Source organism: Acinetobacter sp. H1(2024), assembly GCF_046557555.1.
Lineage (GTDB): Bacteria > Pseudomonadota > Gammaproteobacteria > Pseudomonadales > Moraxellaceae > Acinetobacter > Acinetobacter seifertii.
On record NZ_JBKGFO010000003.1, the window covers coordinates 199,790 to 212,241 of the forward strand.

The window sequence follows — 12,452 nt, forward strand, 5'->3', positions numbered from 1 at the left end:
TTGTAGATTAAAATTTATATTAAAAACAATTCCTTGTATACAATGAAAATTATATTTATCCATGGGATGAATCAACAAAATTACACAGCACATCGTTTAAAAGAGCACTGGCTAAGAGTCTTTAAACTGGGCTTAAAACAATTGCACTGTAGAGTTAATTTAAGAGATTTACATATACACATGCCTTTTTATGGCGATTTAATGACGAAATATCAACTCTCCAATCAATTAGATTTAAACACCTTACTTCCAAAATCCTTTAACTTTCATTTGCCTATCCATTTACACTCACAAGCCAACACACCTAAGGAACATACTCCTTTTGTGCCACATCTTCCTCTTTCCCCCGATCAACCCGCAGAAAGCTTATCAGAACGTTTATATCTGACTTCACAGTTAGTAAAAGATCGCGTTCTTAAAGAAATGGTGGTTCTTTTAAATAATTTTCCTAAATTACATGAGAGCTTAATTCAACAATTCTTGATTGAAACTTACATGTACTTATCTAATCCTGATTTTATGTACGAAGTTCATCAAAGAATTTTAAAACAAATGCATGATGATGAAGATTGTATTGTAGTCGCCCACTCTTTAGGTTCCGTAATCGCATTTCACTTGTTATCAGACCCAGCTTATCATTTTTCAGTACAACGCTTTGTTACCTTAGCTTCACCACTTTCTTTTCGGGTGATCCAAAGTAAACTCCCTATTCCGATTGAACGACCAAAATGCCTCAATGGCGATTGGTATAATTTCTACTCAAAAGATGATTTTTTAACAGCTTTCCCATTAAGTGAAGCACCTTTTAATTTCACTCCACCAATTATCAATCAAGAAATTTTTACTTTTGCGAACCAACCCCATGAAATTGTAGGGTACTTACAACACCATGCAGTCATCAAAGCAATTATTGAACCTTTTCAATAAAAATTAGCCATAAATGCCTATATTTTCCACAATTTGAGTTATTTTTAAGCGCTTGAATGTTTTTTTTAATATTTCTTTAGAAAACTATTTGACACTTTTATTAAATCGACCTAATATACGCCCACCTCTGAAACGTCCCTATCGTCTAGAGGCCTAGGACATCGCCCTTTCACGGCGGTAACCGGGGTTCGAATCCCCGTAGGGACGCCAATATTTTTCAGATGTATGCCTCATATAAGTCCCTATCGTCTAGAGGCCTAGGACATCGCCCTTTCACGGCGGTAACCGGGGTTCGAATCCCCGTAGGGACGCCAAATTCTAAAAAGCCACTGCATGAAGACAGTGGCTTTTTTCTTATCTACGCAATAAAAAAGCTGATCATCAATCAGCTTCTCATTTATGTAATTTAATTCGCAATTCCAACTTGGACTTCAAGACGACCTGATTGAACCCGTAGTCCTTTTATTTCGAATTGATCTACCAGTTGCTGCACAAGCTCCCGGCTTTCCCTCAAAATATTGAGTCCCGGTAAAATACTAAAGTCTGTCAAGCTTAAAAGTTTTTCTACCATCCATGAACGGTTGTTAATGAAATCAATAAACCCTGCCTGTTCAAGGTCAATAAACCACATACGGTGACCATCACGCTGAATACCCGGGATATCACGAATCAAATGATTAATCAGTGATGGTATAGGCAACATGTTAATGACTTCGAAACCTACTCGGCCGATACGACGGACTGCCCAATTCGACAATGTTCCACCATGACGAATTTGTACATCTAGGCTTTCATCCATTTGACGTAAACGTAAGAATTTTTCTTGCCCAATACGGCATTCCAATACCCGAAAATCTAAACTCAGCCGATATAGGAAACGGTGATAGTGCCCATCGATTTCCACCTGAAACCGATCATTGCCACATTGAACTTTAATATCATCAATTTCTGAACGATCTATACGTTTACGAATTTGACTGTTTAACAACATCTCAGGCAAATATAAATTCAGCGTACTTTTTCCCAGAAAAGTACGAGCCATAATTAAGGCAACCTGACGCGCAGTTTCACTCGTTTCAGACACCATATCTCTAACAGTTCCTGCTGCCAGATTGGTCATGCCAACGACCCCACGCTTTGTATGAGTTGTTACATGATCTAAAGCATCCAAGGCTGCATCTGCAACCTCTGCAAGATTACGGGTCGTATCACTAGCAAACCCAACGGCATCATGAGCATGTTGCAAGGTCTTATGCAGCAAACGGCGTGAGAATGACAGTTTTATAGGGTCAGGGTTCCCTGAAACTGTTGATGTCGTTATAGGCTCCGACTTATTGTCATCTTCTTGACCCAAGTCCCTCTCCTTTTTATATTTCTTTCGCATCCCATTAATCAGCTTTTCAGCTCATTTCCAGTGTTGAACACACTTGGTTTTTATCTAGATTAGCATGCTCTACGGTACTATTTTAACTTTTATGTGTACGCATAAATCATCATTTTTTCATATATGCTTGTTTCAAAAAAGTATTTTTATATCTAACTTTTATATCACTTTTTAAAAGCCCTACAATTTTTTTCCTTTCTTTGCATTTCCGTTAGAATAGATTCAAATTTAATGTGGAGCTGTCATGCAATATCGTTGCCCTCAATGTCAAAGTGTTAAAATTATGCCAGTAAGCCAAGGTGTTAACAGTGCCAAACCTGTTGTGCCTAAGAGCTTAGTGATTTTAGTTCCTGCCATTTTTGTACTATTACTCTTGGTTGTAATTAGTATTTTTATGTGGATTTTTGGCAATGGTGCAGGCACTTCTCTACAAATTGCAACGGTCGTTGTTTTTGTTGTGACTCTAGGGGCGGGTTTTATGTTCTGGCGTGATTTGCCGGACTTTAAATTGTCTATGCAAGCATTTATGCAGTCACAAAAACATTGGAAATGTCGTGACTGCAATCACGAATGGGAAATTTAAAGAAAGTATTCACATCAGCTTAGTGCTGATGTGAATGTTCTTTATCAGTCTCATCATGTTCATGTGAAGCATGTTGAGCGATATGCTGACAATTGATCTCGGCATCATCTTCAATTTGCAATGTCACTTCGCCAATACCATGCTCATGAGAAAGCATTTCAACAGCATCTTGATAGAGCTTAGTACGGTCAGCTTCAGGCGCAAATAAGTGCACAGTTAAATGAATGTTTTTAGAAGTAATCGCCCATACCTTGAGTTGGTGAATACTTTCAACACCATTTAAAGACAATAAATCTGCACGTAACTTTTCGATATCGACTTCTTCAGGTACACCTTCGAGCAAAATATTGATACTTTGTTTCAGTAAAACCCAAGTTCTTGGTAATACCCAAAAACCAATCAATACCGCAATAATCGTATCGACCCAGTACCAGTTGGTGAAGTAAATCACAACTGCACCAATAATAACGCCAACCGAGCCTAGTGCATCACTCAACACCTCTAAATAAGCACCTTTCACGTTTAAGCTGTTATTGGCACTCGACATGAGGATTTTCATTGAGATAAGGTTAATCACTAAACCAATGGTTGCCACAATGAGCATACCCACACTTTGAATTTCAGGCGGCTTAGAGAAGCGAATATAAGCTTCATATAAAATATAAATTGCCACTACGAACAGCATGAGCGCATTAAATAATGCAGCCAAAATTTCAAAGCGCTGATAACCAAAAGTACGTTTATTATCGGCTGGACGCTTCGCAATCTGAATTGCAATCAGAGCAATTGCCAGAGCAGCGGCATCGGTAAACATATGCGCAGCGTCGGAGAGTAATGCCAAACTTTGTGTAATTAATCCAGCAACGACCTCAACAATTAAAAATGTTGAAGTCAGTGCTAAAGCAATCATTAATTTCTTAGCATTACCTTCAGTCACTACAGCATGACTATGATCATGACCATGTTGTCCACCCATTTTGCGGACTCCTTATTATTTATCTTTATGGTGAGGTAAAGATAACGATGGAAACATCACTATCTTTACCTCTTTCAAACACTTTTTTGAATTGACGCTGTCATCAAAAAAGATATCTCAAAACGATGACATTATGAATGCTCAGCGCTTTTCGCTTTGCTTTCATTCATCCATCGATAAATGACCGGTAATAAAACCAAAGTTAATATCGTAGATGAAATAATGCCACCGATTACGACCGTTGCCAAAGGTCGTTGCACTTCGGCTCCAGTTCCTGTTGCCAAAGCCATCGGAATAAAACCAAGTGAAGCAACAAATGCTGTCATTAATACTGGACGTAATCGTAATACCGCTCCTTTCCAGGTTGCCGCATGAACATCTAAAGTTGTTCTCAGCTCTTTAATAAACGTGAGCATGACCAAACCATTTAATACTGCAACACCCGATAAAGCGATAAAACCGACCCCAGCAGACATCGAAAGTGGTATATCTCTCAGCCATAAAGCCACTAATCCACCAGATAAAGCGAAAGGAACTCCACTAAATACCAGTAAGCTGTCTTTAAAATTACTGAATACAGCCATGAGCAACACAAAGATCATGATGAGCGCCATCGGCACGACGATTTGCATTCTTGCTGTAGCAGAAGCAAGATTTTCAAACTGTCCTCCATAGCCTAACCAGTAACCGCTAGGTAGCTTTTGCTGTGCCAGTTTGCTTTGCATCTCTTGTACAAAAGACCCAAGATCACGGTCACGCACATTTGCTGTCACAATGACACGGCGCTTACCATTTTCACGACTTACTTGAGCAAGGCCTAGAATATTCTCAACCTTAGCGACGTCTTGTAACTGAATCAGACCACCATTTGGTAAGCGAATCGGTAACTGAGCTAACTGCTGAGGCGTACGCATGTTTTCCTGCAAACGAATCACAAAATCGAAACGTCTATCTCCCTGTAAAATTTGCCCTACACTCTGCCCTCCAATACTGGCAGCCACAATATCCTGAATAGATTTGACTGATAGACCGTATTGGGCAGCCAATGCATGATCAACATCTACATTTAGTAATGGCAAACCGTCAGTCTGTTCAACTTTGACTTCACTGGCACCCGGAATGCTACGTAGCTGTTGAGCTATTTTTTCCGCTTCCTGATTGAGAACCTGCATATCGTCCCCAAAAATTTTCACCCCAATATCACTACGTACACCTGAAATAAGCTCATTAAAACGTAGTTCAATCGGTTGTGAAAATTCACTGTTATTACCGGGAATCTGGTTCACGAACTGCAGCATTCTGGCACGCAGTTCATCTATCGTTTCTTTAGGGTTTGGCCATTGATCGTGTGGTTTTAATAAAACAATACCATCGGAAATATTAGGAGGCATGACATCTGTAGCAACCTCGGCTGTTCCTGTTCTTGCAAAAATGGCTTTAATTTCGGGAAAAGCTTTCAATAACTGCTTTTCCACATTCTCCTGAATCTTAAGCGACTCTTCTATGCCAGTGCTCGGTGCACGCATGAGTTGCAGTGCAAAATCACCTTCACTTAACTGAGGTGCGAACTCACTACCCACTCGTGTTGCAATTGCACTTGTCAAAATCAAGATGCTGACCGCTGCTGTGACAACAACATATCGGAAGGCATAAGCCTTATCGAGTAAGCCTGCATAACCTTTTTTCAAGCTCATCATCCAGCGGCTTTCTTTTTCCTTCACTTCACCCGTAACAAACAAAGCAACAGCTGCTGGAACAAAGGTCACAGATAAAATAATTGCTCCCAATAGCGCTAGGACAACCGTCATTGCCATAGGATGGAACATTTTTGCTTCTACGCCTGCCAGAGCAAAAATTGGTAGGTATACTACCATAATAATGATCTGACCAAATATTAATGGGCGTCGTGCCTGTTTAGCTGCGAGGAAGACCTCTGTAAAACGTTCTGAACGTGTTAATAAACGACCTTTTAAATGCTGTGCTTCAGCCAAACGCCGAATACAGTTTTCAACAATAACAACTGCCCCATCCACAATGATCCCGAAGTCTAAAGCTCCTAAGCTCATGAGGTTAGCACTGATTTTTTGTTCTGCCATACCCGTTAAGGTAAAAAGCATTGCCAAGGGAATAATACAAGCAGTGATTAAAGCGGCACGAAAGTTTCCTAAAAAAATGAAAAGGATAACAATGACTAAAATCGCCCCTTCAATCAAATTTTTGGCTACCGTTTTAATCGCTTTATCTACGAGACTACTACGATCATAGACTGTCTCAATCACAACACCCTGTGGGAGTGATTTTTGAATTTCTTGAACTTTCTGATCAATCGCTTTGGCAATGGTTTTACTGTTTTCACCCATCATCATCATGGCGATACCTAAAACAGTTTCCTGTCCATTATAGGTAGCACCACCAGTACGCAAGTCATGACCAATCGATACTGAAGCCACATCAGCAACCCGTATAGGTAAACCGTTTTTAGTTGCGACCGTAACGTTCTGAATGTCTTGTATCGACGTCAGCATACCCGGAACACGAACTGTGAGTTGCTGACCATTCTCTTCAATAAATCCAGCACCGCGGTTTTCATTGTTATTTTGAAGCGCATCCTGTAAGTCGGTGAGTGGAATCTGCAACTGCTGTAACCGCGTCAGATCTGGTGAAACCACATAGGTTTTGTTATATCCACCAATACTATTAACCTCGGCTACCCCTTGTACGCGTTGTAACTGAGGACGAATAATCCAGTCTTGAATTTCACGTAGATCCATCGCGCTATAGGCTGAACCATCTGCTTTTTTGGCATTTGGCTCTGCTTTTACCACCCATTGATAAATCTCACCCAGTCCAGTTGAAATTGGAGACATTTGTGGATCAATGCTATCGGGTAAAGCACTCTTAGCCTCTTGTAAACGCTGGTTAATCAGCTGTCTTGCCCAGTAAATATCTGTACCATCTTTAAAGATAATCGTGACCTGAGAAAGACCATATCTGGAAATTGAACGCGTCTGTTCCAGATTTGGAATACCAGACATGGCATTTTCAATCGGATAAGTGATCCTTTGCTCAACTTCTGGTGCCGTAAAACCATTGGCCTGACTATTGATTTGTACCTGCACATTGGTGATATCTGGCACGGCATCAATTGAAAGTTTCTGGTAGCTATAAATTCCAACACCAATCCAAGCAATAACAAACATCATGACCCAGATGGCATTTTTAATTGAAAACTGAATGATCCGATCAAACAAACCTTCAGCCTCTGGCAAATCAGGTTTATTAATGTCCATGCTCAGCCTCCCCTTTTTCAAGTTCGGACTTGAGCAAGAAACTACCTTGAGTCACATATTGCTGCTTTTCAGTAATTCCGGATTTAACCTCGACCCATTGTGCATCTGAAGAATAATTGCCTAACTCTACGGTAACTGGAGCGAAATGAATTTTGTCCTTCTCCTGTTTTGCAACAAAGACCACATTCTTTCCATCAATCTGTTGTACCGCTGCCTTGTTAACCCGTAATACCGTCGCTGCATTATTTTGTTTCAGTAACACGTTGACCATTAAGTTAGGACGTAATTCTTTTGAAGGTGTCAGCACCTTGGCCCGAACCTGTAATCGACCAGTTTGACTATCCGCTTCTGACGTTAAACTTTGTACCTGCGCTTTGAAAATATTATTCGTTTGAAGCGATTTAAATTCAATTTCCTGATTAGGCTGAATATTGGTATTTGTACTTGGTAACACAAACTCAACCCATAGCTGATCTAGGCGATCAATCACAAATAACTGTTTTTCAGGGCCAATTTGCTCACCAATGACGATGTCTTTATTACTGATTACACCACTTAAAGGCGCTGTTAAAACATATCGACCGCTACTTGAACGATTCGCTCCCAAGGCACTTAAACGGCTATTTGCAGCTTGTACCTGAATTTGTGCCTGACGATAAGCATTGTAAGCACGCTGATAATCTTGACGTGCTGAAACACCTTGTTCCCACAATTGCTTTTCACGCTGATAATCTTGCTGAGCTAATGTGAGTGCTTCTTGTGCCATGCTTAAGTTAGCTTGTTGATCGACCAAATCTGGTACAAATAAAGTCGCAAGCGCCTGCCCCTTTTCAACTTGTTGTCCCAGCGCAACATTTACGCTATCCACTCGTGCAGAAAAAGTAGAAGAGACATGTGCTTGCTGGTCTGTATTTACGACAAGTTTGGCAGGATAAGAAAGACTCTGCTCAACTTCTCCACGTCCTACTTGCTCTAACTTCACACCATATTCAACCAGTTGCTTAGAAGTCAGATTTAAACTTCCTTCCTCTTTTTCAGACTCACTGTGGCCTGCTTCACCTTCTGTATGTCCTTCTTCACTTTTCTCAGTATTAGGCTGTTTTTTCCCTGAGAAAAATAACCAAGCACTTATAACAAGACAGACTATCAGGAGCAAAATAGCAATAAGCCATTGGTTTTTCATTTTTTTAACTGACATTACTCTGCCCCTCCAACTGTCGGCAAGTTATAAGTGTCTTGCCATAAATTTTGATTGATTTGATTTAATGCATCCCCAGCCATCACCATATTAGGATCGATCCCGAGAGCTAAACTTTCTGCTTCAATTGCTTTTTGCCAAGCAGATTTAAGTAGTTGAACTTTTTTCAACCTTTGTTCTTGTAATTGCAAGGTAGATTGCTGAACATCAGTAATTGCAAATTTACCGACTTTGAAACCAAGCAACATTTTCTCCTGTACCGTTTCTGATAAAGGAATCTGCTGTTCATTCATCAAGTTATATTGCTGCTTTAAACCAGCCAACTCGTACTGTAAGGTGCGTATAGAATCTAAGCTTTGCTTTTTATAAAAACTTTGCTGCTGAGCAATTAAATCAAGTTTGCTTTGAGCAATTTTCAGGGCATATTGTTGACGATTAAAAATATTTAAGGGAACTGCAATACCTACTCGAATCTGATTTTCAGTACTATTTGTATCTGCAGTTTTACTACGAACCACACCCATATTTACCGTAGGCGTAGGGCGATTTTTTGCTTTTAAATAATTAATTTCAGAATTTTGCTGTATTGCTTGAAGCCGGATGGACTGTTCTAACAAATTCTGTTTTAAGTATTGATCGATATCACCTTCATTTTTTAAAGGCCACGCACTTTTGATATCTGGACGTAAGGTGAAGTTATCTTCCGTCTCACCCCATAAGTTCGCCAGTTTTCGTTTGGCACTACTCAGTGATAATTCAACTTCTTGATATAAACGCTGATTTTCAACATGCGTCATTAAAGTCCGGTCTAAATCAACCTGAGCAATACTGCCTGCTTGAAAGCGTAAACGCGTAGCATCAAGAAAGTTTTGACTTGTTCTTAACTGAGCTTTTGCAACCTCATGTTGAAGCTCTAAAATTGATACTTGTGACCATAAATATTTAACAGCCAGCTTGAGTTGAGCGTCATACAGAACCTGATTTAACTCAACTTGATTTTGCTGGACAGTTGCTAGTTTTTTTGCCGCGGAGCGTACACCAAAAATATCTAGCTTTTGGGAGATACCAAGTTCAAGCTCCTGATCTTTTCCAGAGTTAAAACCCGTTTGCTGTACTGAAACAGTAGGATTTTCCCATAGCTGACTCTGCTTGATATTACTGTCTGCAATATCTTGTTGAGCTTGCCAAATTCCTGTTTGAGTCTGAAACTGCTTAACCTGATCAAGTACTTGGTCGAACGTTAAAACATTCTGTACGCGCTGCGCTTGAGTGTTCTCAGCAAGATTTTGATTTGAACTAGCAGCAGTTGTTATCACACTAGCTGAAAGTGCAACAGCAACAACTAATGATTTAAGTACCCAAGATGAACTCAGACTAACGAAACGTTTTTCGTATAAAAAAATAGACATAAAATAACCCTATGAAATAAATAATATTTCTGGTGGGCTAATTTTCGGCTACCCCACCTATAGCAGGGTTAAAACAGGAGGCGGATCTTGTTTAGAGATATGAGGGGACTTATAAGAATTGGACCAATAGTATTGTTGTTTGAGCTCAGATGATCGCATTAACGGTGAAACAATTTTTTCTTGCGCTTCTACAATCACAACATGAAAACATGAAGGTAAATGATCATGATGATCAGACAAGTTCAAAGGAGCTTTGTGAGTGGTCCCTGCGACGTCAGTCTTTTCAGTATGGCTATGCTGTGAAATTTCATAATTCAACGCTGCATGATGACCAAAATGATGCAATGCTTTTTCCTGATTTTCATGGGCGCAGAATGCCGCTGCCACATTCCATAAACTTTGGAATATGAGCAAACAGAACAAGACGGACATGAAAAGTGCAGAACGTGGCAACAGCACACCATTAAACTAAAAAGTTGAACAAGGGCACTATAGCAGGCTCATAGCATGTAATAAAATTACATCTCTGAATGCCAACATAGAAACAATACCGAATAACTTGGATTAAAGATAAATAAGCCATTAAAAATGTTTATCTTTATAGCTAGAAAGCTAATTATTAAATAATTAGCTTTCTGCAAAAATAAAAATTATTTACGTTTACATGTTAAATGAGGATTCTTACTTTTTTCTGTTTTAGCTTTCGTTTCTTGCTGAGACTTAATATTCTTTTCGAGGAATATTAATCCTCCATCAGCATGAGCCAAACTCGTTGAAAGAAATAGAACCATCAAAGCCGATTTTATATTTAATTTAATTAACATCATAATCACCTAATCTAAATATTCCGAATGTATTTAAGGAGTTAATCCTTAAATACATATAATTTTTTGCATGCCTCGATTCATCAATTCAGTACAATCTTCCGATTCTTTGAAAAGCATGCACATTTCACTTTTTACTAGAACCAACTAAATAATGAAGGAAGAACACCATGCGATCGCAGCTCATCAAAAAGTTGGACCAACGCAGCAATCCAGATAAACCAAACGACTTGAGTCAAAAAAAGACGAAAATGCTTTGGTGAGACTTGATAAAAATCTGGTTCTTTAAAATTCTGGAAACTGGGTAAAAAACGGGGAATTGTCTTTACATAATCTGTATATGCTGTTCCATATTTTTCACTTAAAAAAGCTTCTTCTTGACTAATGACATAATGGTAATAACAGAAGAAATAAAGCGTGAATAATATGGGAAAAATGAAAGTCTCAGTAATCAACATGATTCCGAGTCCTCCCAAATAGCTAAACAGATATAGAGGATTTCGACACAGAGAATATGGGCCGTCAGTCACTAACTTGGCATTTTTAAATCCGGAAATGTAAAGACTGCACCATATTCTTCCCATTACTCCGATACCAACAAATAGCCATCCAAAAACCCATAAGATATGTTCTACAAATGCCGCCTGAAAATGCCATTTGCTAAAACTTAAAGCGAGAATAATAGCCAAAACAAAACCAATAACTCTGGAACTCACAGTTCGAACACGGGGGGAAAATAAAATATTCATTTCCATAATCCCCCATCACTGTGAATACTCAGAGACAAGGTAACTGTTTTGTTTAGATGATATTTCTGTTCTTCAGAAAAATTTGATGGAAACTTATATTCTGCCTTTTGATTAGAATAAAGACGTGAATATCTAAATGAGTAATCCACATAGAGGACTACCGTGCCTTGTTTACACATACAATTAACCCTTTGAAATAAATAAATTTCTAGTGGGTTGTTTTTCGGCTACCCCACCTATAGCGGGGTTAAAACAGGAGGGGGATTTAAGTCTCCAAGATACGGAGACTGATAAAAATTAGACCAGTAATAGACTTGTGAACGCTCATGTACATATACAACAGGTTCTTGAGCCTGTTTGGCGTTATCAGTCATGACTACATGAAAACATGAAGGTAAATGATCATGATGATCTTGCCAACTTAGTGGAGCATTATCAGAATTTTCTACAATACCCACATGTTCAGTCTGCATATGGTCTGAAGATTGATACACATTTAAATCTGCATGATGACCAAAATGTTGTAATGCTGTTCCCCTATTTTCATGCACACAAAATGCTGCTGCCACATTCCATAAGCTTTGGAATATAAGCAAACTAAACAAGACGGACATAAAAACTGTAGAGCGTGCCAACGGTACACCATGACGTAAATTGCACAAAGTCACTATAGCAGGCAATCTACATGTAATAAAATTACAGAATCTTGATTTATAGGTTCAGTTCTTGTAAATCAAATTGTTCCTAAATTTTCTTTCGTGGCTAAAAATCTAAAAATTAGGATTTGAAAAAATACTGCCTAATTGTAAAAATTATAAATGCAGCTTTTATATCCTTTCACATCAATTAGTTGCAAAACAGTAAGTTTAGCAAACCACTAATACCTTAAAAGCCGAGCGGATAATTTAAAAACTTTAAGATCGCATTACAGCAAAAAGATGAAATACGTTTAAACGTGTAACACGTATGGCACTTTATTCTTTAGCAATGGCATTTGATGTAGTCATAGTAGCACCCTCTCTGATCTGGACAGATTTAAGAGGTAACTTTACTAAGTAGAGATTTCCTCAATAGTGAACAACTAGTTCTTAAACTGGTTTTGTTTAAAAAAA

General features: G+C 38.8%; 11 protein-coding genes, 2 tRNA genes and 1 pseudogene. 5 read left to right on the forward strand and 9 right to left on the reverse strand.

What is annotated here, in order from left to right:
• Positions 1-42: 42 nt before the first annotated feature.
• From ACLCEG_RS10490 to ACLCEG_RS10500, 3 genes are all read left to right on the forward strand, one after another.
• On the forward strand, positions 43-927 hold the full coding sequence (locus ACLCEG_RS10490; RefSeq protein WP_004711635.1) for a hypothetical protein: 885 nt from the start codon (positions 43-45) through the stop codon (positions 925-927).
• Between the two features lie 134 nt (positions 928-1,061).
• A tRNA-Glu gene (locus tag ACLCEG_RS10495) sits at positions 1,062-1,137 on the forward strand.
• Between the two features lie 28 nt (positions 1,138-1,165).
• Positions 1,166-1,241 (forward strand) — tRNA-Glu (locus ACLCEG_RS10500).
• Between the two features lie 92 nt (positions 1,242-1,333).
• On the opposite strand, the gene ACLCEG_RS10505 is transcribed toward ACLCEG_RS10500, so the two are convergent.
• Entirely contained in the window at positions 1,334-2,281 is a 948-nt protein-coding gene (locus tag ACLCEG_RS10505; RefSeq protein ID WP_002051758.1) for a hypothetical protein, read from the reverse strand.
• A gap of 274 nt (positions 2,282-2,555) precedes the next feature.
• Here ACLCEG_RS10505 and ACLCEG_RS10510 point away from each other — a divergent pair, with 274 nt between their 5' ends.
• Positions 2,556-2,894: a membrane protein gene (locus ACLCEG_RS10510; protein WP_002051673.1), complete on the forward strand. Its 339-nt coding sequence runs from the start codon at positions 2,556-2,558 to the stop codon at positions 2,892-2,894.
• 19 nt (positions 2,895-2,913) lie between these two features.
• On the opposite strand, the gene ACLCEG_RS10515 is transcribed toward ACLCEG_RS10510, so the two are convergent.
• The 8 genes from ACLCEG_RS10515 to ACLCEG_RS10550 all read right to left on the reverse strand — a co-directional run bounded on the left by ACLCEG_RS10515 (position 2,914) and on the right by ACLCEG_RS10550 (position 11,975).
• The gene (locus ACLCEG_RS10515) at positions 2,914-3,870 is read right to left on the reverse strand and encodes a cation diffusion facilitator family transporter (RefSeq protein ID WP_002051646.1); all 957 of its coding nucleotides are present in this window, start codon (positions 3,868-3,870) and stop codon (positions 2,914-2,916) included.
• 131 nt (positions 3,871-4,001) lie between these two features.
• Positions 4,002-7,160 (reverse strand): efflux RND transporter permease subunit, encoded by a 3,159-nt coding sequence (locus ACLCEG_RS10520; RefSeq protein WP_410567435.1) that lies wholly within the window; start codon positions 7,158-7,160, stop codon positions 4,002-4,004.
• Positions 7,150-8,358, reverse strand: coding sequence for an efflux RND transporter periplasmic adaptor subunit (locus ACLCEG_RS10525; RefSeq protein WP_004705147.1), 1,209 nt, complete (start codon positions 8,356-8,358; stop codon positions 7,150-7,152). Before ACLCEG_RS10525 ends, ACLCEG_RS10520 begins: the two co-directional genes overlap by 11 nt.
• The gene (locus ACLCEG_RS10530) at positions 8,358-9,767 is read right to left on the reverse strand and encodes a TolC family protein (RefSeq protein ID WP_410567437.1); all 1,410 of its coding nucleotides are present in this window, start codon (positions 9,765-9,767) and stop codon (positions 8,358-8,360) included. The genes ACLCEG_RS10525 and ACLCEG_RS10530 overlap by 1 nt, the downstream gene beginning before the upstream one ends.
• A 57-nt stretch (positions 9,768-9,824) precedes the next feature.
• Positions 9,825-10,220, reverse strand: coding sequence for a cation efflux protein, CzcI-like (locus ACLCEG_RS10535; protein ID WP_025465216.1), 396 nt, complete (start codon positions 10,218-10,220; stop codon positions 9,825-9,827).
• 197 nt (positions 10,221-10,417) lie between these two features.
• Complete coding sequence (locus ACLCEG_RS10540; protein ID WP_002050594.1) at positions 10,418-10,591, reverse strand: hypothetical protein; 174 nt, start codon at positions 10,589-10,591, stop codon at positions 10,418-10,420.
• A 137-nt stretch (positions 10,592-10,728) separates the two neighbouring features.
• Positions 10,729-11,346, reverse strand: a complete 618-nt coding sequence (locus ACLCEG_RS10545) for a methyltransferase family protein (protein ID WP_025467861.1) — start codon at positions 11,344-11,346, stop codon at positions 10,729-10,731.
• 230 nt (positions 11,347-11,576) lie between these two features.
• Entirely contained in the window at positions 11,577-11,975 is a 399-nt protein-coding gene (locus tag ACLCEG_RS10550; RefSeq protein ID WP_254626892.1) for a cation efflux protein, CzcI-like, read from the reverse strand.
• A 281-nt stretch (positions 11,976-12,256) separates the two neighbouring features.
• Between ACLCEG_RS10550 and ACLCEG_RS10555 the strand changes: the two are divergent.
• A pseudogene (locus ACLCEG_RS10555) lies at positions 12,257-12,399 on the forward strand (hypothetical protein); the annotation flags it as partial.
• Between the last annotated feature and the right edge of the window lie 53 nt (positions 12,400-12,452).